The organism is Enhydrobacter sp., assembly GCF_030246845.1.
Classification (GTDB): Bacteria; Pseudomonadota; Alphaproteobacteria; order Reyranellales; family Reyranellaceae; genus Reyranella.
In genome coordinates, this window is sequence record NZ_CP126889.1 from 97,742 (window position 1) to 116,980 (window position 19,239).

The window sequence follows — 19,239 nt, forward strand, 5'->3', positions numbered from 1 at the left end:
GCGCAGGACGCGAGAAGAGTGGCGCCGGCACCCAGGAGCATGCCGCGGCGACCGAGAGAGCCCGGGCCTTGCGCGAGGTGGCTTCTGCTGCTACACATTCTATCCGAATGTATATACATGTGGAACGCATGCAACCGAATAATCCCCGGCCGCACCTCGAAAGGCGTGAGCGGAAAACAAAAGCCGCCCAGGCCGAAGCGACCCGCAGCGTCATTCTGGAAGTGGCCGAGCAGCTGTTTGCGGAGCGCGGCTACGCCGGGGCGCCTGCCGACGATGTCGCCGACTACGCGGGCGTGACCCGCGGCGCGCTGCAGCATCACTTCGGGGACAAGAGAGGCCTCTTCCGCGCGGTCGCCGCGCGCGTCTCGGACAGGCTTCTGTCGCGCATCGTCGCGGCGACGTCGCGGGAGCAAATCGATGCTTTGCAGGCAGTCGAGGCCGGGTGCCTCGCCTACCTCGACGCGTGCACCGACCCGGCGACAAATCGGATCCTGTTTCAGGATGCGCCGAGCGTGTTGACGCCTGCAGAAATCGACGGCCTGTCGATTTCGGCAGGCTCCGGTTTGCTGGTGTCCGGCATAGAGAAGGCAATCCACGACGGCTTCATCGACGCGGTCTCGGCGGAGGCATTGGCCTGCATGCTGCTGGGCGCGTTGAACTGCGCCGGGCTGGAGATTGCACGCTCGGCCAAAGCCAAAGCGACCCATCGCGCCTACTCGCAACTCCTGTCGCGCCTGCTTCGCGGTCTTCGCCCGGATCGCGGGGTTGGAGCGCCAGGTTCACGAACCCCCGCCGGCGAGCCTTCGCGCAGGAGGCGGGCGGCCGGTTCTTCGCGCTCGTAATGACGGCGGCCCCGGATCGAACAGCACAGGAGCGTTGCAATGCCTGCAGATAGTCTCGTGGACTTGTACGACTCGACAACGTGGTACTGGGATTCGCTGCTCTATCGCAGCGTCTACCGGCAATCCTATTCGGCGCTGTTCGACAAACTCGATCGACGCGGATGGCTGCAGGAGCGCGGCTCCCCGCTGCGTGTCGCCGATTGCGGAATAGGCACCGGGCTTCTCGCCACGTCGTTGATCGGCTCTGTCGACAGATACCTCGATCTCTCCGGAGTCGATACGTCGCCGGGCATGCTCGAGCACGCCCGAACGCGGTCACGCCGCACCGGAACGGAGTCGCGGCTGATGCTGGCCGACATCACCCATCTTCCGTTTCAGGATCGGGAGATGGATCTCGTAATGGCGGCCCTCGTTCTGGAACACGTCCCGCGGCCGCTCGACGCGCTTCGCGAGATGGTCCGGGTCGCGGGCCCGAATGCAACTGTGCTCCTGATCGCCACGCGCAGAGGCGCGCCCGACTGGCCTTTCCGGCTTTGGTTTCGCTATCGGCCGTTCGCAAGGGACCAGGTGGTCCAATGGATGATGGAAGCGGGCATCCGCAACGTCTGCGTGGAGCCGCTGTCGGGCGCGGCGCGTCCGTTCGCGCGCGCCTATATCGGCCATGTCGGCGCCAGCTCCGGCAGAGGTTGACTCCATTCGATTATTCCATATATATTAAAATATGGAATCGATCGAAGCCGTCGCCGCGCTCGGAGCGCTCGCCCAGGAAAACCGTCTCGAGGTGTTCCGGCTGCTTGTGCAGGCCGGTCCCGAGGGACTTCCGGCCGGACAGATCGCCGAGCGGTTGAAACTCGCGTCGCCGACCTTGTCGTTTCACCTCGCCCAGCTCAGGCATGCGGGCCTGGTGACGGCCAAGCGCGATGGCCGTTCGTTGATCTATGCCGCCGATTACGACGGCATGGACGATCTCATGAGCTTCCTGACCGAGAATTGCTGTGGCGGGAAGGCAGAAGGCTGCGGCATCCCCGCCTGCGAGCCCGCTTCCCGCACCGTCATCCATCGCAGAACCAAGAGAGGAGCATCCAGACAATGAAGCGCCTTCACGTTCACATGTCGGTCGAGGACCTCGACCGGTCCATCCGCTTCTATTCGACGCTGTTCGCCAGCGAGCCGACGGTCGTCAAGCCCGACTACGCGAAATGGATGCTGGAGGATCCACGCGTCAATTTCGCCATCTCCACGCACGACGGCCAACCTTCCGGAATCGATCACCTCGGCATTCAGGCCGAAGACACGGCCGAGCTGCAGGAGGTGTACGGGCGCCTGCAGGCCGCGGACCGGCCGGTGCTGAACGAAGGCATGACGACCTGCTGCTACGCCAAGTCCGAGAAGAGCTGGATTTCCGATCCGGCCGGCGTCATGTGGGAGACGTTCCACACAGTTGGCGATAGCACGGTCTATGGCACGGCCGCTCCGGTCGAGGAGATCAGGAAGGCCGGCGCGCGCCGCAGCGCTGCGCACGAGGAGGCGACCCCGCCGCCAGGCAAGGCCTGTTGCGGGTGAGCCCGCAGATGCGCGCCTTCAATGTCCTCTTCCTTTGTACCGGCAACTCCGCGCGCAGCATTCTGGGCGAAGCGATCGCCAACGACATCGGTCAAGGCCGGTTGATCGGCTTCAGTGCCGGAAGTCACCCCAAAGGCGAGGTCCATCCGCTGGCCCTCGATCTGCTGCGTCAGATGAAGCCGCCGGTCGAGGGCCTGCGCTCGAAGAGCTGGGACGAGTTCGCGGTCCCCGGGGCCCCTCAAATGGATTTCGTCTTCACGGTCTGCGACAGCGCCGCCGGTGAAGCGTGTCCGGTGTGGCCCGGCCATCCCGTGACTGCGCACTGGGGCCTCCCCGATCCTGCGGCCGTCGAAGGCTCCGAGGTCGAGCGGCGCCGTGCCTTCCGCCAGACCTTCGCTGCGCTCGGGAATCGCATCAGCCTGTTCGCGAGCCTGCCCTTCGAATCGCTCGACCGTCTTTCCCTGCAGAACCGTCTCGACGCGATCGGCCGGCGCCCGGATCGCCGTGATACGGATCAGTGCCATCCCGAACGGCGTGAGGGATCTTTCGCGGCGCCGATCAACGATCCCTCGCCGCGCTCGGGGTGACACTGCAAATGGAGAGCCGAGTCCCATCGATGTCGCGCTTCGAGCGCTATCTCACGCTCTGGGTGGCGCTGTGCATCGCGGCCGGCGTGGCGCTCGGGCATTTCCTGCCGGCGGTCTTCCGGGCCATCGGCTCGGCCGAGGTCGCGCGCGTCAACCTGCCGGTGGCGGTGCTGGTCTGGCTGATGATCGTGCCCATGCTGGCAAAGATCGACTTTGGCGCCCTCGGCCGGGTGCGCGCGCACTGGCGCGGCATCGGCGTGACGCTCGCCGTCAACTGGCTGGTGAAGCCGTTCTCGATGGCGGTGCTGGGCTGGCTGTTCATCGGCCGGCTGTTCGCGCCCTGGCTGCCGGCCGGGCAGATCGACAGCTACATCGCCGGGCTGATCCTGCTCGCGGCGGCGCCGTGCACGGCCATGGTGTTCGTCTGGAGCAATCTCTCCGACGGCGAGCCGCATTTCACGCTGACGCAGGTGGCGCTCAACGACACCGTCATGGTGTTCGCCTTCGCCCCCATCGTCGGTCTGCTGCTCGGGCTCTCGGCCATCACCGTGCCGTGGCAGACGCTGGTCCTGTCGGTCGGACTGTACATCGTCGTGCCGGTGCTGATCGCGCAGGGCCTGCGCCGGCGGCGGCTCGCGCGCGGCGGCCCGACGGCGCTCGCGCGCCTGCTCGGGGCGTTGCAGCCGCTGTCGCTGGCCGCCCTGCTGACAACGCTCGTCCTGCTGTTCGGCTTCCAGGGCGAGCAGATCATCGACCAGCCGCTCGTCATCGCCCTGCTCGCGGTGCCGATCCTGATCCAGGTCTACCTCAACTCGGGACTCGCCTATCTCCTCAACCGGATGGCCGGCGAGGCGCATTGCGTGGCCGCGCCGTCGGCGCTGATCGGCGCCAGCAACTTCTTCGAGCTCGCCGTCGCCACCGCCATCAGCCTTTTCGGCTTCAACTCGGGAGCGGCGCTGGCCACCGTGGTCGGCGTGCTGATCGAGGTGCCGGTGATGCTGTCGGTTGTGAAGATCGTGAACGCGAGCAAGCCCTGGTACGAGCGCGCCGCCGCGAGGTAGCGATCCCGCGCCTTCGTCTCCTCCCCGGCGGAGCCGGGGAGGCAGGGCCTACGCCGTCGCCTTGAGCTCGGCGACGGGGGCCGGCGGGGAGACCGGCGCCGCGTCGGGGCCGGTGTTCAGGAACACGCGCGCGGGCTCGCGGGCGAACTCGATGCCGAGCTCGGGGAAGGTGCGGTACATGCGCTTCACCGCCTCGCGCTGGATCGCGCCCGGATTGCCCGGCCGCGCCGTGAACTTGAAGCGGACGAGCAGCGCGTTCTCGGTGATGTCGGCCACACCCTGCATCTTGAAAGGCGTGAGCACCGCCTCCTTGATCTCGGGGATCTCGAGCATCTCCTGGCCGATCTTCTTCGCCGCCTTGCGCAGCTTCTCGAGATCGGTGTCGCGCGCGAAGCGCAGGTTGAACTTCACCGTGATCCAGTCGCGGCTGAAGTTGGTGATCTGGCCGAGCTGGCCGAACGGCACGATGTGCAACTGGCCGTTCTGGTGGCGCAGCTTGATCGAGCGGATGGTGAAGCCCTCGACCGTGCCCTTGGCCTTGCCGCAATCGACATACTCGCCGACGCGGAAGGCGTCGTCGGTGAGGTAGAAGATGCCCGACACGATGTCGCGCACCAGCGTCTGGCTGCCGAACGAGATCGCGATGCCGAACACCGAGGCGCCGGCGATCAGCGGCGTGACGTTGATGCCGAAGCTCTCCAGCGCCACCATCACGGCGATGACGCCGATCAGGATCGCCGTTGCCATGCGCAGCAGCGGCATCATGGTGGTGATGCGCGAGGCGGGCGGCGGCGTGGCGTCGCCGTCGGCGATCGCCTGCGCCGCGCTCTTCTGGCGGTGCGCCATGTAGGGATCGGTGACGTACTTCAGGAACTCCCACAGCACGAAGGCGAGGAAGAGCGTGATGCCGGCGGTGCGCGAGGCGCGCGTGATGGCGAGCCACTCGCTTTCGCTGGCGAGGCCCAGCACCCGCACCACCCAGCTCTCCGCGATCACGATCAGCGCGCCGATCAGCACCGCCACGCGCACGCAGCGCGCCACCACGTCCGGCAGCCTGGGATAGGCGCTGGCGGGCGTGGCGCCGGCGAGCTGCGAGTCGAGCCGCCGCACGAACGCCTGCAGGAAGGTCTCGAACACCAGCACGCCGACCACGATGCCGAGCGTGAGCAGCATCGTCTGGCCGATCTTCTCCTGGCCCTCGATCGCGCCGTAGAGCTGGGCGAGCGCCAGGATCACGATGAAGGTGACGGCGCTCGGCACCCAGTGCCGGCCCACCGCGCCGGCCAGCCGCGCCGCGCCGCCGAGCCCGCCGAACCACTGCCGCGCGGCGATCCGCGAACGCAGCACCAGCCACAGGAAGGCGGCGAGCAGAATGGGCAAGACGCTGATGCGATAGGCCGCGATCTCGTCGGCCGAGGCGCCGATCGCCAGCAGCACCTTGGCGAGCAGCGTCCCCAGCATGATGAGCAGCAGGATCGCCGAGATGCGCAGATAGAGCGGCCTCGCCTCGCGGTCCTCGGCCTTGCAGAGCCGCGCCGCCGGCATGTCGGGCTGCAGGATGATGCGGAACAGCAGCACGTCGAGGCGCCACGCGAAGATGCCGACCAGCACCGCGGCGGCCAGCCGGTCCTGGCCCGTGGTGCCCGCGAACCATGCGCCGGCGGCGCCGTTGCAGACCACCCACACGGCGAGCACGCCGATGCCGTCGAGCATCGCCAGCAGGCCGAGATTGCCCAGCGAGGCCAGCCCCCGCTCCGCGCCGGCGCCCGCCGCGAGCCGCGCGCGATACCGCGCCAGCAGCGCGCGCAGCGCCGCCTCGACCAGCACCGCGACGACCGCGACCGCGCCCAGCAGCAGCAGGAAGGCCGACGTCCCCCGCCCGCCTTGCGCGCGCTGGTCGAGCAGGCCGGGGATGGAGGTGAGCCTCGCGCCATAGGCGGGGAACGCCGCGGCGACCGCGCCCGCGCGATGCAGGAAGGCGGCGAACGCGCCCGGCCCCTCCTCGATCGGGCGCTCCGCGAGCGGCGTCCGTACGACCTTCGGCGCGGCAGCGGCATTGCCCTTGCCGGACTTCTTCGCCGCGGGCGCGGGCGCGGCAGGCGCCGGCGGCGATGCCGTCATGCCTTGCGCCTTCAGCTTCTCGGTGACGGAATTGCTGATCGCCTCGACCAGCGCGTCGAACTGCTGCTGAGTGAGGCCGGCGGGCGGAGTCTCAGGCGCCTGGGCGCGGCCGATGCCCATGCCGCCGATCAGCAGCAGCACGGCCAGCACAACCGAACGGAACATCGTCATCGCGCCCTTCCGTGACTCGACCCATGACGGCGAGCATGTGGGCCGCCCGCCGTCGGGTCAAGCGCGCGGCGGCCCTGCCGGACGTTCGACAGCCCCGCCGCCTGCACCTGCTGCGCAGCCTGCCGGCCCTTCGAGGGATCGCCGGTAACGCACGGTCGATGCTCGTCGCCAGCCAAGGGGCAGACCCTCGGGAATGAACAAGTACTCAGGACTGTGTCATCCCGAGCGGAGCGAGGGATCCTTTGTCGACGCTTGCGAAAGATCCCTCGCTCCGCTCGGGATGACACGACGCTGATTGGGGGTGCGCTTGTTTTTTGTTGGCGGCGGCGTCCGGGCCTCATGGCGGACGCTGTGGACAGTCGGCGGAAAGAGGTTGAGGCTGCCGCCGCCCGCCGTTATTGGCGTTGGCCATATTTCGCGAAATCATATCGGATCCCGCCGCCATGCCCGTTCGTTTGCACATCTCGCATGGCGACCGACTCGCGACCATGGTGGCGGAGGGCAAGGTCGAGGCGGCCGATCTCGGCGCGCTGGTGGCGCGGCTGGCGCAGGAAGGCGCCATGTCCTACGGCAAGCTGTTCGATATCCGCGGCGTGCCCGTCGACCTCGTGGACAGCGGCCTGCAGATGCATGCCGGCAGGCTCGCGGCCCACGGCCAGGAGAGCGAGATCGGCCCCCTCGCGCTGGTCGTCGACGAGGCGACCAGCATCGATCCCGCGGCGCTCGCCGCCCTCGCCGCCGCCTCGCGGCGGCCGTGCCGGACGTTCGACGGCATTGCCGCCGCCCGCGCCTGGCTGCGCAGCCTGTCGGGCAGGCCTGCGCGGGACCGCCGATAAGGCGCGATCGATACCCGGACGAAGATGTGCCACTGGAGTGCGTCACCGGCCAAGGCGGACTTGCCAAGGCTGTGTCATCCCGAGCGCAGCGAGGATCCTTTGTCGGCGCCGCGAAAGATCCCTCGCTGCGCTCGGGATGACACGGAAGTGGCTGCAGCGCGTGACCTGTTTCTGTTGGTGGCGCGCTCCGATGAGCACGCCACTCCAGTTGCCTACGGCTCCTCCTCCGAGGGGCGGGCGCGCACGGCGCGTTCGGAGCGGCGGTCGGGGACGATCCAGAGCGCCGCCACGGCGACATAGAGCAGGCACGAGAGCCACGGCCGGAAGAAGGCCACCGCGATGGCGCTGCTGTAGAGGACTGGCGAGATCCTGTCCTTGAAGGTCGCCGCGAGCTCGCGCCGCAATGGCGAATCGGCGGGCTCGATGGCGAGGATGGCGCGCTCGAGGATCACGTAGGCGATCGCCGCCATGAACAGGATGGCGCCATAGGCCGCGGTTGGCGCCGGCGCGAACGCGTTCTCGCCCATCCAGCCGGTGACGAACGGGACGAGCGAGAGCCAGAACAGCAGATGCAGGTTCGCCCACATGATGGCGCCGTTGACGCGCCGCGCCGCCGCCAGCAGGTGATGGTGGTTGTTCCAGTAGATGCCGACATAGATGAACGACAGCAGGTAGGAGAGCAGCACCGGCAGCACGGGCAGCAGCGCATGCCATTCGGCCTCGTGCGGCACCTTGAGCTCCAGCACCATGATCGTGATCACGATGGCGAGCACGCCGTCGCTGAACGCCTCCAGCCGGCCCTTCTTCAGAACGGGTTCGGGTCTGCGCATGGCGTCATCGTATCGGCCCGACGCCGCGCGCTTCCACCACAAACGACGCCGGCCCGGCGGCTAGCCGGAAGCAATCGCCTGCGCCTGCAGGACCTCGGCCAGCAGCTCGGGCGCCTTCGCGCGGGCGGCCTCGAGGAAGCGCTCGACCACCTCGGGCCGCGACACGTCGCCGGGATTGAGCCAGCCGATGATCGGGTCGATCGGCCCGGGCGTGCGGCTTTCGCTGAAGCGGCGGTTGAAGTCGGCGATCGCCTTGGCCGCCTTGGCGATGGCCGCCGCCTCGTCGTCGAAGAACTTCTGCGGCACGTAGGTGAGCTGGCCGTTGACCGGGATCGGCAGCGCCGTGTGCATCACCTGCCCGCTGCCGATGAACTTCTCCTCCAGCACGAGATAGACGACGTAGTTGCGGTCGGCCGGGTCGTTGCGCAGCGTCACGTGCAGCCGGTCGGCCTCCCAGTCGAGCTGATAGTCGATCGTGATCGACGCCTCCTTCACGTCGCGATGCTGGCCGTCCCAGTCCTGCGCGCCGCTCTTCCAGAAGAGCTCGGGGATGAGATCGAGGAAGGAACTCCGGTAGGCGAGCGAGGGGCCGAGCAGATCGTCGTTCGACATGACCTGCATGGCGCCGTCGTCCCCGGGCTCGACGAAGGTCTGGCCCGCGCCGGCGCGGACGGCCACCCGGCGCAGGACGTCCGGGCCGGCAACGCCGCCCGGCACCTGCTTCAGCATGCCGCCGCCCACGCCGCGCAGCTCGGCCAGCGTGACCTTGAAGTCGTCGTGGATGGTGAAGGGCGACTTGACGGGGATCCACCAGTCGAAGGTGTGGGCCTTGAGGTTGAGGGTCCCCTCGGCGCGCAGCGGCGCCTCGCGCGGGCTCGCGTTCCAGCCGGGCAGCAGCAGCGCGTCGTCGAGCGCCGCCGAGGTATGCGTAATGGCCAGCCGGAAGAAGCCCGGGTTGGCCGGATCCTGCTCGTACTGCGCCCACTGGTACTGGTCGTAGGTGGTCTCGTTCCAGCCGTTCCTGCCCGACAGCGAGTGCAGCGTGCGCAGGCGGACCTGGTACTGGACCGGCCGCGGCCGCTTGATCGGCTGCGTCCATACCGTCGCGTAGGCGGCGCACTTCTGCGGCTCCCGGGTCGCGCTCGAGGTGATGATGCCCGTGCCGAGGATGTCGTTGCTCGACACGGTGGCCGGGCTCGACGGCTGCGGATCGCGGTACAGCACGGGCTTCTGCGGCTGCACCGTCTGGCTGCGGTCGGGCTCGGTCGCCTCGTGATGGAACAGCGCCGAAAGCTGCAGCAGATCGGTGTAGCCGCTGACCGACAGCAGGTCGGCATAGTCCTTCTCCGCCTGCGCGTTGGCCGCCGCCGCGCATTCCTCGGGATTGCTGATCACCCAGTTGCCGAACGGTCCGGCCTCGAGCTTCGCCGGCGGCGTCCAGCGGAAGTCCATGCCGGCGTGCCGCGTCTCGTGCGGCCAGCCGAACGCCTCGCCCTTCCACAGGGCGTCGAAGAAGTCGTGGAAGAAGGCGTCGTCGTGATAGAGCAGGTCGAGCGCGCCGACCGGCCAGCGGCTGCACTTGGGCGAGACCATCGGCTGGCCGAAGCCCGGCAGGATGCCGCTCCACACCACGTCGTAGGGCGCGACCATCACCGGATAGGCGAAGTCGGACGGCTTGTAGACGGTGCGCGCCAGGCAGCTCTCGCGCATCGCCTGGGCGATGTCGTCGAGCTTGCGCGCCAGCCCGCGCAGCTGGTCGCGGAAATCGCCGGAGGTGCGGTACTCGGGCGAGATGCCGCGCAGGCAGGCGAGATAGGTCTCGGCCGCCATCGACGCCAGCGGCACCATCAGGCGATGGTCGAAATGGGGCGTGCCCTGCGCCGGCAGCGGCGCCGGCACGGGCGCCGACGGCCCCTTGGGCAGGGTATGGAGCCAGGGCGCCAGCGGCCCCCACGACTGGCCGTGCAGGTTGCGGTCGAACACCGACAGCCAGGTCTGCTGGTCGAGCAGCTTGGAGATGCCGCCGATATGCTGATCGTGCATGCCCCACAGCATGGTGCGGTCGGCCTCGAGCTGGGCCACGCTCGGGTTGCTGTTCTTGAGCTGGTTGACGTAGGTCTTGACCGCGTTGCTGAAGTTCTCGACGTCGATGCGGCCGTCGCGCAGATCCTGCGACACGATGAGCTGCGCCACCGCCTGCACCGTCGTCTCGAGCTCGTCGAAGCGCTGCTTCACGAGCAGCTCCAGCGCCGACGGGCCGTCCTTGAACACGCCGAACAGCTTCAGCGCGTCGACGACGAAGGAGGCGACCATGAAGACGGGCGCCACCATGCCGGCGATCTTGCCGACGCCGGACAGGATGTCGAGCACCTTCAGCGGCAGGCCGAAATCGTCGAACTTCTGGATGACGTCGGGATCCTTGTTGATGTCCTTCAGCGCCTTCTTGACCCCGTCGAGCGCGTCCTTGACCTTCGACGGCTCGACCGGGAGTTGAAAGGGCGGGCTGTAGACGGGTGCGTTCTGCGGCGCGCCCTGGATCAGATTGCCCTTGCTGTCGAGATAGAGATTGCCGGTGAGATGAACGGCAAATGCAGTGTCGGCCATGGAGTATCTCCCAAAAAGGCGGGTTGCCTGGCACCACGCTTGAAAAACATCGAAAATATCGACGGCGCGCGCGGCAAAGTCCGCACGCCTATGGCCCCCTCTTTACGGCATTCCCGGCCGCCTCGCCATACCGCTCTGCATGGCGGCGCCTCGCCCTTGCGCCTTGCGACCACGGGGATAACCGGCGGTTGAGACTCCATGTCGTGATGCGATATAAAAAGGCACTGAAAGAAGTCGGGGAGTACCGGGGAGTGACCCACCATCGCGTCAAGTGGTACCTGTTCTGGTTCGTCGTGTCGGTTCTGGTCGTCATGGTGGTCGGCTACGAGGCCGAGCCGTTCCTGGGAATGACGGGGCGCTGCGTGCATTCGGACGGCGACTGCTGATCGGCGCGCGCGCACAAAAAGACCCCGCCGTTCGGAGGAGCGGCGGGGCGATGTCTCTTGCTGAATGGGGAGAACTAACGAATGAAGATCACGACTGGCGGTGACCTCAATCAAGTCACCGTGTCGCCATCCTGCGCCTTCGCCCGCCGCCTGACCAGTGACCGTTCGGTAGCCGTCCCCGCCAAAAATGTCTCGATTGTATTGGCCCCGCATGAGCCCTTCGGCAGACCTCAGGGCTGGCGCAACTGGAGTTGCGCGCTCCGATGAGCGCGCTCGGGGGAGCGCGCCACTCCAGTGGCGCAATCTTCCGTTTCGTTTCCTCGGCTCAGTTACCAGCCCAGCTCCCTGAGCGCCCAGCCGGAGTTCCAGATCTTGGTCATGTGGCGGATCTTGCCGTTGCCGTCGAACTCCATCGAGTAGACGTAGTCGGAGCGCGTGCTCTTGCCGGTGGGCGGCGGGCCGCCCTCGCCGGTGTGGGTGGCGCTGAACACGGCGTAGGCCGTGACGTTGCCGCGCTCGGCGTCGGTCGCGAAGGAGCGCAGCTCGTAGCGCCCGTCGGGCATCATCTTCATCAGGCCCTTCATCCAGTCGGCGTATTGCTGCAGCGTCTTCAGGTCGGCCAGCGGCTCGGCCTGGCTGGCGAAGGTCGCGTCGGGCCGGCAGTAGGCCTTGCAGCCCTCCCATCCCTTGCCCGCCTCGCAGGCGACGAAGAACCGGGACGCGACATCGGCGATCTGCGACATGAACCCCTCCCTCGCACACGGTTGGAACTCCAGAAGACCTCGCCCGCCTCTGCATGACCCGTTTGGGCTATGCGCCTCGTGACTCCGCGCGCGACTGCAGCAGCGCGCTGAGCATCGCCACCAGCTCGGGCTGGCGGTGGGTGCCGGTCTTGGCGAAGATGCTCTTCAGGTGGTTGCGACCCGTCTCCTTGGCGATCCGCAGGCGCTCGCACGTCTCGTAGAGCGGCTCGCCCGCGCCCAGGAACGCCGCCAGCCGCGCCTCGGCGTCGGTGAGGCCGAAGGCGGAGCGCAGCAGCGCGGCGTCGGGCCGTCGGTGGGCGTCCGGATCGACCAGCACGACCACCGCCTGGCCGTCCGCCAACGGATTGGACGTCATGGCCGGCAGCCGGCCCGGATAGGCGAGCAGCGGACGCTGGCCGAAGCGGGGCAGCCCGACCGGCGGCGCGAGACCCGCCGCCGGACGCCGGAAGATCATCTCGTGCAGGGCGCGGTCGAGCGCCAGCGTCGCCGCGGCGTCGGCGGCCGCGATCCTGCCGCCCCGGAGGCGCACGTCGCCCTGCAGCAGGGCCTCGGCGGAGGCGTTCGCGCGGATGACCTTGCCCTGCCGGTCGATCAGCACCGCCGCCGTCCGGCCGAGCTCGAAGGCGTCGAGGACGCTGGCGCCGGTCGCGGCACCGAGCGCGCGCGCGATGGCGACGCTGGTCGGCAGGGAATGCGCCAGCCGGACGAGGCGCTCCTTCTCCGCGGGCGAGAACGGGCCCTGCCGGATCGTCCGCTGGATCGAGAGCACCCACAGCTTCTCGCCGCACAGGATCCGCACGCCCGCGAACCAGTGCAGCCCGTGCGGGCGCAGGAACTCCTGGTAGTAGGGATGGCGGGCCATGCGCTCGCCGCTCATGGCGTCGAAGTCGTCGGCGACGCCGGTCCGCATCATCGTGGCGATGGCGTTGTGGCGCTCGTCCCGCCGATACCAGCCGTCCCGGAAATAGGTGTCGGCCGAGGGAGCCATGCTCTCGGTATGCGGCATGTCGGGCAGGACGTCGTCCGGCGCCGGCAACAGGACCGCGCCATGCGCCCCGGTCTCCGCCGTCACCACGTCGAGCGCGCGAACCCAGAGCGACGGATCGAGCGCCGCCTCGGCGAACGCGGCTTCCACGCGATCGAGATTCCAGGCCGACATCGGCGCCTCCCCCTGCCCCGACGTTCTCTCGACTCTCCGGCGCCGCCGGCTCACACGGCGCGGGTATCGAACACCAGGATGTCCACGCCGCCGGTGGCGAAGCCCTGCAGGTCCGCCACCGCCGCCTGGCCCTCGGCGCTCGCCAGCGCCTTCTGGATCGCGGCCACGTCGTCGTAATGGAGCAGCGCCACCAGGTGATAGGCCGACGGTCCGGCCGGCGTCGTGACCGGCCCTTGGCTCACCTCGTATTTCCTGAGCCCCGGCGTGCGCTTGGCGAGCGGCACATGCGTCTCGAAATAGTGCCTGTCGAAGGCGGCCGGATCCTTCGGCGCCCGGTACATCACCACGAGCTGGGCCATCGCGATCCTCCCCTTGTCGAAACCGCGCGGGCGGGCGCTACGGCGACTGCAGCACCGCCGCCAGGCCCTGGTCGTCGACCAGCGGCCGCGTATCCAGGATCAGCAGGTCGTTCCAGGCATTGGCCCAGCGGGCCAGCGCCTGCGCGTCGTCGGATTCCGAGATCGCGAAGCCGAACTCGCCGTCCGACGAATGGTAGCGCGCCAGCATCCTGACGCCGGCCGGCGGCGCGCCGCCGGTCTCCATGAAACGCTGTATGGCGGCCTTCCGCGACACGTGCGGGACCGTCCACCGGGTGATGAACAGCATGATCTTCCCCCAGAGTGCATTGCGGCGTACGCGGTACGGCACGCACGGGACCACGCGGCTCGACTGTGCCGAAATCGGCTACAACTGACAGTATAGCAAACGGACACGCCACCCGCATCACACATTCGGGTGACGCGCCTCGTCGAAGCAACGACCGACACCAGCGCGAGGAGCCGGCACCGGCGCAATCGAAGAAGGAGGGGGTGGCGCAGCAGCCTGTACATCCGAGGACCACCGCGCCGAGGCCAGCATGAGCCGTCCGTCGGCGCCGCTCCAGTGACAGATGCGTGTCCCCGGTCGCGATGCGTCGGCGGCGCGCCGCCGCGCGTCAATGGGGATGGAGGGCGCGCCAGTCCTGGGGCCAGGCGCATTTCCGCGCGTGGACGCCGAGGCCGTCGAAACGGGCCAGCCACTCCTCGGGCAGATAGCGGACCGAATAGGCCGACCACGCCAGACCGCGCCTCACCATCGCCGCGCCGATGTCCTCGCCGTTGACGCGGCAGATGGCGACCGTGCGGCCGTAGCGATCCGTCGTCACCCGTTCGCAATCGGGTCGGCCGGCCGCCAGGAGACCGGCCAGAGCATGGCGCGCGGCCGCGCCGGCCTGCCAGCCGTCGGCGCAGGCCTGTCCCGATTCGGGCGCGTCGATGCCATCGACGCGGATGCTCTCCCGGCCGATCCTGAAGGTGTCGCCGTCGACGACGGTCACCGCACCCGAGACCGATCCGGTCACGATCGGCGGCGGCGTCCAGGCCAGCCCGGCCGCCGCGAGCGCGGCGAAGGCGAGGATCAGCAGCGTCGACCGCCGCGGCATCCGCAAGCGCTGCCATGGGCGCGGCCGGCGCCGGCGAAGATCCGTGTCGAACCTCCGCCGCCCGGCCTTGCGCCATCGATCGAATGAAACGGACATCGCGGGTGTCTCGCGCGCTCCCCTGCCGGCGTCATCTCACGTCGCGGGGAACGCCTGCAACCGGCGCGCCGCAAACGATCGACTGCAACAATCGCAACGTTCGGCGATCGGGCCCTCAGCCCGGCGCCCGGGCGAACTGCTGCGCGCCGGCGGTGCGCGGCGTCCAGGGCTGGGCGCTGTCGCAATAGATCTCCATGTTGGGCCTGAGCCAGCCCGTGTCGTCGAGCGTCCCCGCCTTGAGGATCGCGAGGCCGGGCATGGCCTCGACCTCGGTGACGACCGGCGAGCCGCACTCCGGGCAGAACCGGCGCCGCACCGGCTTGCCGCTGTCGCCTTTGTCCTGGAAGGTCTTGATCGGCCCGGTCAGCGAAAGCGCGGCAGCCGGAATGCCGACATTGAGCGAGAACGACGCCCCCGCCTGCTTCTGGCAGTTCTTGCAATGGCAGATCGCGGTGAAGACCGGATCGGCGTCCGCGGTGTAGCGGACCTTGCCGCACAGGCATCCGCCCGACAGATGTCGCATGCTTTGCCCTCCCTTCTCGCGGTTGAAGCGGTTCCGGTCAGTTCGACCAGTGGATGGGCGCGTAGTGGCCGTTCTTGCCGGAGTTGTCCCAGCGCAGGCCATGGTCGGCGAAGGTGCTGTCCCTGCCGCCCACGGCAAGGGCGAGCTTTTCCGGTGCGACCGGATGGCCGAGCGCGGCCCAGATCTCACCGGACGGATGCAGGGTAGGCAGCGGCTCGACCGTCATGTTCATGACGCCAGGAATCTCGACCGTGCGCCTCTTCCCGTTCACGGCATATTCGATCGGCACTTTTTTGGCGCCGAGATTCTTGCCGACCAGCGGCGCGAACACCGCCATCGGCCCGCCCGCGGCGCCGCCGAAGATGGCGCCGAGCGCCTCGGTCTGCTTGTCGTCGGCGCGCTGGTCGACATAGGCGGCGAGCGTCCAGTTGCCCTCGCCCATGGCGCCGGGCGTATGGGCGACGACCACGACGTTGAGACCGTCCAGGGACACGTCGCCGTACTTTCCGCTGTCGACATGGAAGGCGAGCGCCACGTCGCAAACGCCCTGGGTCGGCCGCGCCGTCATCGGCGGCCCGGCCGAGACCAGGCACGGGCAGACCACGTCGCAGTTGCAGTTCTCGAAATAGTCGCCGGACAACTCCCACTTCGCCTGCGTCGCCATCGGTCCCTCCCCTGCGCGAGACGAAAGAGGCGTCGAGCTTACGCCGATGCCGCGCCGGCGGCCAGTGCGCAGCGGCGCGCCGCACGACAGGCCTGCGTCATCCCGAACGAACGCGAGGGATCCGCGAGCGCATGAGCGCAACTGGAGTTGCGCGCTCCGATGAGCGTTCGGAGGAGCGCGCTTCGGGATGACACAGCCTTGCCCAAGAACTTGTTCATTCCCGAGGGGCGACGCTGCCGGTGACGAGCGGCCCGCCTTGGTGGCGGCCGGGCGACCCTGTAGGCTCGCGTCGAAAGCGGCAGGGAGATTTCGCATGACGGCGCTCGGAATCCCGAAGACACCGGAGGCGCTCACGCCGGAATGGCTGGGCGCGGCCCTGCGGACCGAGGTCGTGTCGGCGGCCTACGAGCCGATCGCGGCGGGCGTGGGCTTCCTGGGCAAGCTCGGCCGCCTGCGTCTCGGCTATGCCAATGGCGGTGCCGGCCTGCCGGCGACGCTGATCGCCAAGCAGCCGACGCTCGACGAGAAGTCGCGCCAGCTCGCGATTATGTTCCGCTTCTACGATCGCGAGGTCGCGTTCTATCGCGACATCGGCCCGCAGGCGGGCATCCGCGTGCCGAAGCTGCACCACGGCGCCTCCGATCCGGCGAGCGGCGACTTCGTGATGCTGCTCGAGGATCTGGCGCCGGCCGCGCTCGGCGACCAGGTCGCGGGGTGCAGCACGGAGCAGGCGCGGCGGGCCATTACCGCGATCGCCCGATGCCACGCGCGCTGGTGGCAGGATCCGAAACTCGCGGCCTTCGCCTGGCTGCCGGTCACCAACGATCCGATCCACCATTTCGCGCAGCCGGCGTTCCAGCAGTGCTGGCCGGCCTTCGTCCAGTTCGTCGGCGACAAGCTCACGCCCGAGCTCAAGCGCACCGGCGAGGCCTTGGGCGGCAACGTGATCCGCATGCTCGACGGCGTGGCCGGCTGGCCGCAGACGCTGGTGCACGGCGACTACCGCGCCGACAACCTCTTCTTCGGCGGCGCGCAGGGCGGCGAGTCGCTGGCGGCGGTCGACTGGCAGGTCAGCAGCCGCGGCGGCGGCGCCTTCGACCTCGCCTATTTCCTGTCGGGCAATGTCACGCCGCAGACGCGGCGCGCGATCGAGAAGGACGTGGTGCGGCTCTACGTCGACACGCTCGCGGAGGCCGGCGTCCGGGGCTACGGCTTCGACGAGTGCTTCGAGCACTACCGCTTCGGCGTTCTCTACTGCCTGGTCTATTCGGTGATCGTGATCGGCACGCTCGACCCCTCCAATGCGCGCGGGCTTGCGATGTTCCATGCCAACTTCGAGCGCGTCGCCGCCGCCATCGCCGACCTCGACGCCGCCGCAACGATGCCGCGGTGAGGACTGTCGGCGTGAGGACCGTGTCATCCCTCGCTGCGCCCGGGACGACACCAGTGCTCAGTCGCCTGCGCCGGCAGCGGTCGCGGTCGGGGCGCGCGCACCGGCGGTCTCGGCGAGCAGCTTGTAGGCGAGGCCGGCGATGACCGCGCCCGCGATCGGCGCCAGCCAGAACAGCCAGAGCTGGCCGAGCGCGCCGTCGCCCACGAACAGCGCCGGGGCGGTGCTGCGGGCGGGGTTCACCGAGGTGTTGGTGACGGGGATCGACACGAGATGGATCAGCGTCAGCGCCAGCCCGATCGCGAGCGACGCCGCGGCGGCCGGGGCGCGCCTGTCGGTGGCGCCCAGGATCACGGTGACGAAACCGAAGGTCATCACCACCTCCGACACCAGGCAGGCCAGCAGGCCGTACTTGCCCGGCGAGCGGTCGCCGTAGCCGTTGGTGGCGAAGCTGCCGATGTCGGCGCCCGCCTTGCCGGTCGCGATCACGTAGAGGATCGCCGCGCCCACGATGCCGCCCAGCACCTGGGCCACGATATAAGGCACCACATCGCGCGCCGGCAGGCGGCCGGCCGTCGCGAGCCCGACCGTCACCGCCGGGTTGAAATGGCCGCCCGACACCGGCCCCAGCGCCGCCACCATGGTGAGCACGGTGAGGCCGAAGGCGAAGGCGACGCCGGCGAAGCCGATGCCGAGCCCGGGAAAGGCCGCCGCCAGCACGGCGCTGCCGCAGCCGCCCAGCACCAGCCAGGCGGTGCCGATGAACTCCGCGTAGAGACGATTGGTCAAAGGCATCATGGTCGTTCTCCCTCGAGTCATGGATGCGTGCGCCCGGACCGTTCTTGTGCGAGACCAGGGCAAGGATAAGTAGAATATCGTTGCCGGGCGATGAACAACCCTCGAATGAACGGCCCGCCACTTGACAAACCCTCAGTGCACCGGACGCACAGGCGCCATCGGCGCGCCATGCCGATTGCGGCCAGGTACTGAAGACATATATACAAAGCGAGTATCTATCTCGCGGGAGTGGCGCCATGTCCAAGGAAGCCGTGTTCACCATGAAGCTCGAATCGGAGCTGCGCGATGCCTTCATGGCCGAAGCCGAAGCGGCGCATCGGCCGGCGTCCCAGGTCGTGCGCGAGCTGATGCGCGACTTCGTCCGCCAGCAGCGCGAGACACGGGAATACGACAAGTTCCTGCGCCGCAAGGTCGAGGCCGCGCGCTCATCGGTGCGGGCCGGCCGTGGCCGGTCGAATGACGAGGTCGAGGCCGAGTTCGCCGTCCGGCGGACGAAGGCGACGCGCCGGGCGTGAAGGTCGTCTGGACGCCTGAGGCCGAGCAGGACCGTGCGCACATCTGGACCTACATCGCCGCCGACAATCCGCGCGCGGCCGCCCGAATGGACCAGCTGTTCAGCGACGCCGCCGCGAAGCTGGCCGATTTTCCAATGCTCGGCCGGGCCGGCAGGATTCCCGGCACGCGCGAGCTGATCCCGCACGAGAGCTACCGCCTTGTGTACGGGATCGAAGGCGATGTGGCATGGGTGCTGGCCTTGGTGCACACGGCCCGCCGCTGGCCGCCGCTGCCCGAAGAGTCGCGCAAGAGAGCCAGGAAAAGCCCCTCCGATCGTCAGACGGATCGTCGCCGGAGGGACAGAAGGAAATGAAAGATCGGGACAGGCATCGGCGCCATCCCCTGCTGCGCCGAGCGTAACCGGGGCCTTCGCCGGGCTGCTGATCTTCCGTCGGTCTACAGGAGGACACCGGTCAAGTGGGCGAGGTCATGACCCGGAATATCGTGAACCGCTGCAACCAGGCTCCCGGGCCGGCATTGATCGGCATGAACCGATGAATCGGATTGGACCGGAAAGGAGAGCAGCATGCTCAATCGTTCGATAACCCTTCTCGTCGCCGGCGGGCTGTCTCTCGGCGCCCTCGGCGTGACCACGGCCGCGACCGCTCAGACACAGGACTCTCCGTCGAAGTCGCCGCAGGGACAGGAAATGATGAACGGACACGGCGGCATGATGGGAGACGGCATGATGGGAAACATGGATTCGGAGCACATGAAGCAGATGACGAAGATGATGGAGAACTGCAATCGCATGATGGAGCGGGCCGATTCCTCCAACGGCACGCCGACACAGCAGTAGCATCACCAGT

At 68.5% G+C, this 19,239-nt stretch carries 23 protein-coding genes; 12 read left to right on the forward strand and 11 right to left on the reverse strand.

The window, feature by feature from the left end; translation table 11 throughout:
- Positions 1 to 128 precede the first annotated feature (128 nt).
- From OJF58_RS00560 to arsB, 6 genes are read left to right on the forward strand one after another with little or no spacing between them, the layout of a single operon-like run.
- A complete protein-coding gene (locus tag OJF58_RS00560) occupies positions 129 to 842 on the forward strand; it encodes a TetR/AcrR family transcriptional regulator (RefSeq protein WP_300781102.1) in 714 nt (237 codons plus the stop codon).
- A gap of 39 nt (positions 843 to 881) precedes the next feature.
- On the forward strand, positions 882 to 1,532 hold the full coding sequence (locus OJF58_RS00565) for a class I SAM-dependent methyltransferase (RefSeq protein ID WP_300781103.1): 651 nt from the start codon (positions 882 to 884) through the stop codon (positions 1,530 to 1,532).
- A gap of 31 nt (positions 1,533 to 1,563) precedes the next feature.
- Positions 1,564 to 1,935: a metalloregulator ArsR/SmtB family transcription factor gene (locus OJF58_RS00570; RefSeq protein WP_300781104.1), complete on the forward strand. Its 372-nt coding sequence runs from the start codon at positions 1,564 to 1,566 to the stop codon at positions 1,933 to 1,935.
- A complete protein-coding gene (locus OJF58_RS00575) occupies positions 1,932 to 2,405 on the forward strand; it encodes an ArsI/CadI family heavy metal resistance metalloenzyme (protein WP_300781105.1) in 474 nt (157 codons plus the stop codon). The genes OJF58_RS00570 and OJF58_RS00575 overlap by 4 nt, the downstream gene beginning before the upstream one ends.
- 8 nt (positions 2,406 to 2,413) lie before the next feature.
- Positions 2,414 to 2,992 carry an arsenate reductase ArsC gene (locus tag OJF58_RS00580; protein WP_300781106.1) on the forward strand — a complete coding sequence of 193 codons (579 nt, stop codon included), beginning with the start codon at positions 2,414 to 2,416 and terminating at the stop codon, positions 2,990 to 2,992.
- A 29-nt stretch (positions 2,993 to 3,021) separates the two neighbouring features.
- Positions 3,022 to 4,053: an ACR3 family arsenite efflux transporter gene (gene arsB / locus OJF58_RS00585; protein WP_300781107.1), complete on the forward strand. Its 1,032-nt coding sequence runs from the start codon at positions 3,022 to 3,024 to the stop codon at positions 4,051 to 4,053.
- Between the two features lie 48 nt (positions 4,054 to 4,101).
- Here arsB and OJF58_RS00590 read toward each other — a convergent pair whose 3' ends face one another.
- Entirely contained in the window at positions 4,102 to 6,345 is a 2,244-nt protein-coding gene (locus tag OJF58_RS00590) for a mechanosensitive ion channel family protein (RefSeq protein ID WP_300781108.1), read from the reverse strand.
- Positions 6,346 to 6,788: 443 nt separating this feature from the next.
- Here OJF58_RS00590 and OJF58_RS00595 point away from each other — a divergent pair, with 443 nt between their 5' ends.
- Complete coding sequence (locus OJF58_RS00595; protein WP_300781109.1) at positions 6,789 to 7,181, forward strand: hypothetical protein; 393 nt, start codon at positions 6,789 to 6,791, stop codon at positions 7,179 to 7,181.
- A gap of 212 nt (positions 7,182 to 7,393) precedes the next feature.
- On the opposite strand, the gene OJF58_RS00600 is transcribed toward OJF58_RS00595, so the two are convergent.
- Both OJF58_RS00600 and OJF58_RS00605 read right to left on the reverse strand, forming a co-directional pair.
- Positions 7,394 to 8,011, reverse strand: coding sequence for a TMEM175 family protein (locus tag OJF58_RS00600; protein WP_300781110.1), 618 nt, complete (start codon positions 8,009 to 8,011; stop codon positions 7,394 to 7,396).
- 60 nt (positions 8,012 to 8,071) lie between these two features.
- Positions 8,072 to 10,615, reverse strand: a complete 2,544-nt coding sequence (locus tag OJF58_RS00605; RefSeq protein WP_300781111.1) for a hypothetical protein — start codon at positions 10,613 to 10,615, stop codon at positions 8,072 to 8,074.
- 251 nt (positions 10,616 to 10,866) lie between these two features.
- Here OJF58_RS00605 and OJF58_RS00610 point away from each other — a divergent pair, with 251 nt between their 5' ends.
- Positions 10,867 to 11,001 (forward strand): hypothetical protein, encoded by a 135-nt coding sequence (locus OJF58_RS00610; RefSeq protein WP_300781112.1) that lies wholly within the window; start codon positions 10,867 to 10,869, stop codon positions 10,999 to 11,001.
- A 329-nt stretch (positions 11,002 to 11,330) separates the two neighbouring features.
- Here the strand turns inward: OJF58_RS00610 and OJF58_RS00615 are convergent, their stop codons facing one another.
- The 7 genes from OJF58_RS00615 to OJF58_RS00645 form a co-directional block, all read right to left on the reverse strand.
- On the reverse strand, positions 11,331 to 11,744 hold the full coding sequence (locus tag OJF58_RS00615) for an ester cyclase (protein WP_300781113.1): 414 nt from the start codon (positions 11,742 to 11,744) through the stop codon (positions 11,331 to 11,333).
- A gap of 67 nt (positions 11,745 to 11,811) precedes the next feature.
- A complete protein-coding gene (locus OJF58_RS00620) occupies positions 11,812 to 12,924 on the reverse strand; it encodes a helix-turn-helix transcriptional regulator (RefSeq protein ID WP_300781114.1) in 1,113 nt (370 codons plus the stop codon).
- 50 nt (positions 12,925 to 12,974) lie between these two features.
- Entirely contained in the window at positions 12,975 to 13,283 is a 309-nt protein-coding gene (locus OJF58_RS00625) for an EthD family reductase (RefSeq protein ID WP_300781115.1), read from the reverse strand.
- A 37-nt stretch (positions 13,284 to 13,320) separates the two neighbouring features.
- Positions 13,321 to 13,590: a DUF3303 family protein gene (locus OJF58_RS00630; RefSeq protein WP_300781116.1), complete on the reverse strand. Its 270-nt coding sequence runs from the start codon at positions 13,588 to 13,590 to the stop codon at positions 13,321 to 13,323.
- Between the two features lie 328 nt (positions 13,591 to 13,918).
- The gene (locus OJF58_RS00635; protein ID WP_300781117.1) at positions 13,919 to 14,404 is read right to left on the reverse strand and encodes a thermonuclease family protein; all 486 of its coding nucleotides are present in this window, start codon (positions 14,402 to 14,404) and stop codon (positions 13,919 to 13,921) included.
- A 211-nt stretch (positions 14,405 to 14,615) separates the two neighbouring features.
- The gene (locus OJF58_RS00640; RefSeq protein WP_300781118.1) at positions 14,616 to 15,023 is read right to left on the reverse strand and encodes a GFA family protein; all 408 of its coding nucleotides are present in this window, start codon (positions 15,021 to 15,023) and stop codon (positions 14,616 to 14,618) included.
- Between the two features lie 37 nt (positions 15,024 to 15,060).
- The gene (locus OJF58_RS00645) at positions 15,061 to 15,687 is read right to left on the reverse strand and encodes a DUF1326 domain-containing protein (protein WP_300781119.1); all 627 of its coding nucleotides are present in this window, start codon (positions 15,685 to 15,687) and stop codon (positions 15,061 to 15,063) included.
- Between the two features lie 313 nt (positions 15,688 to 16,000).
- Between OJF58_RS00645 and OJF58_RS00650 the strand changes: the two genes are divergently transcribed.
- Complete coding sequence (locus OJF58_RS00650) at positions 16,001 to 17,080, forward strand: phosphotransferase (RefSeq protein WP_300781120.1); 1,080 nt, start codon at positions 16,001 to 16,003, stop codon at positions 17,078 to 17,080.
- A gap of 57 nt (positions 17,081 to 17,137) precedes the next feature.
- On the opposite strand, the gene aqpZ is transcribed toward OJF58_RS00650, so the two are convergent.
- Positions 17,138 to 17,866 (reverse strand): aquaporin Z, encoded by a 729-nt coding sequence (aqpZ, locus tag OJF58_RS00655; protein WP_300785124.1) that lies wholly within the window; start codon positions 17,864 to 17,866, stop codon positions 17,138 to 17,140.
- 245 nt (positions 17,867 to 18,111) lie between these two features.
- Here aqpZ and OJF58_RS00660 point away from each other — a divergent pair, with 245 nt between their 5' ends.
- From OJF58_RS00660 to OJF58_RS00670, 3 genes are all read left to right on the forward strand, one after another.
- A complete protein-coding gene (locus OJF58_RS00660) occupies positions 18,112 to 18,390 on the forward strand; it encodes an antitoxin of toxin-antitoxin stability system (protein WP_300781121.1) in 279 nt (92 codons plus the stop codon).
- A complete protein-coding gene (locus OJF58_RS00665; RefSeq protein WP_300781122.1) occupies positions 18,387 to 18,743 on the forward strand; it encodes a type II toxin-antitoxin system RelE/ParE family toxin in 357 nt (118 codons plus the stop codon). Before OJF58_RS00660 ends, OJF58_RS00665 begins: the two co-directional genes overlap by 4 nt.
- A gap of 213 nt (positions 18,744 to 18,956) precedes the next feature.
- Complete coding sequence (locus OJF58_RS00670; RefSeq protein ID WP_300781123.1) at positions 18,957 to 19,229, forward strand: hypothetical protein; 273 nt, start codon at positions 18,957 to 18,959, stop codon at positions 19,227 to 19,229.
- Positions 19,230 to 19,239 lie beyond the last annotated feature (10 nt).

What these genes read in the sequence shown, in the direction of transcription:
- OJF58_RS00560 (WP_300781102.1), top strand. Translation starts at nt 129, where the DNA reads ATGCAACCGAATAATCCCCGGCCGCACCTCGAAAGGCGTGAGCGGAAA.
- OJF58_RS00660 (WP_300781121.1), top strand. Translation starts at nt 18,112, where the DNA reads ATGTCCAAGGAAGCCGTGTTCACCATGAAGCTCGAATCGGAGCTGCGC.
- OJF58_RS00670 (WP_300781123.1), top strand. Translation starts at nt 18,957, where the DNA reads ATGCTCAATCGTTCGATAACCCTTCTCGTCGCCGGCGGGCTGTCTCTC.
- OJF58_RS00580 (WP_300781106.1), top strand. Translation starts at nt 2,414, where the DNA reads ATGCGCGCCTTCAATGTCCTCTTCCTTTGTACCGGCAACTCCGCGCGC.
- OJF58_RS00635 (WP_300781117.1), bottom strand. Translation starts at nt 14,404, where the DNA reads ATGCCGCGGCGGTCGACGCTGCTGATCCTCGCCTTCGCCGCGCTCGCG.
- arsB (WP_300781107.1), top strand. Translation starts at nt 3,022, where the DNA reads ATGTCGCGCTTCGAGCGCTATCTCACGCTCTGGGTGGCGCTGTGCATC.
- OJF58_RS00640 (WP_300781118.1), bottom strand. Translation starts at nt 15,023, where the DNA reads ATGCGACATCTGTCGGGCGGATGCCTGTGCGGCAAGGTCCGCTACACC.
- OJF58_RS00575 (WP_300781105.1), top strand. Translation starts at nt 1,932, where the DNA reads ATGAAGCGCCTTCACGTTCACATGTCGGTCGAGGACCTCGACCGGTCC.
- OJF58_RS00645 (WP_300781119.1), bottom strand. Translation starts at nt 15,687, where the DNA reads ATGGCGACGCAGGCGAAGTGGGAGTTGTCCGGCGACTATTTCGAGAAC.
- OJF58_RS00595 (WP_300781109.1), top strand. Translation starts at nt 6,789, where the DNA reads ATGCCCGTTCGTTTGCACATCTCGCATGGCGACCGACTCGCGACCATG.
- OJF58_RS00615 (WP_300781113.1), bottom strand. Translation starts at nt 11,744, where the DNA reads ATGTCGCAGATCGCCGATGTCGCGTCCCGGTTCTTCGTCGCCTGCGAG.
- OJF58_RS00620 (WP_300781114.1), bottom strand. Translation starts at nt 12,924, where the DNA reads ATGTCGGCCTGGAATCTCGATCGCGTGGAAGCCGCGTTCGCCGAGGCG.
- OJF58_RS00570 (WP_300781104.1), top strand. Translation starts at nt 1,564, where the DNA reads ATGGAATCGATCGAAGCCGTCGCCGCGCTCGGAGCGCTCGCCCAGGAA.
- OJF58_RS00600 (WP_300781110.1), bottom strand. Translation starts at nt 8,011, where the DNA reads ATGCGCAGACCCGAACCCGTTCTGAAGAAGGGCCGGCTGGAGGCGTTC.
- OJF58_RS00605 (WP_300781111.1), bottom strand. Translation starts at nt 10,615, where the DNA reads ATGGCCGACACTGCATTTGCCGTTCATCTCACCGGCAATCTCTATCTC.
- OJF58_RS00650 (WP_300781120.1), top strand. Translation starts at nt 16,001, where the DNA reads ATGACGGCGCTCGGAATCCCGAAGACACCGGAGGCGCTCACGCCGGAA.
- OJF58_RS00630 (WP_300781116.1), bottom strand. Translation starts at nt 13,590, where the DNA reads ATGCTGTTCATCACCCGGTGGACGGTCCCGCACGTGTCGCGGAAGGCC.
- OJF58_RS00625 (WP_300781115.1), bottom strand. Translation starts at nt 13,283, where the DNA reads ATGGCCCAGCTCGTGGTGATGTACCGGGCGCCGAAGGATCCGGCCGCC.
- OJF58_RS00590 (WP_300781108.1), bottom strand. Translation starts at nt 6,345, where the DNA reads ATGACGATGTTCCGTTCGGTTGTGCTGGCCGTGCTGCTGCTGATCGGC.
- OJF58_RS00565 (WP_300781103.1), top strand. Translation starts at nt 882, where the DNA reads ATGCCTGCAGATAGTCTCGTGGACTTGTACGACTCGACAACGTGGTAC.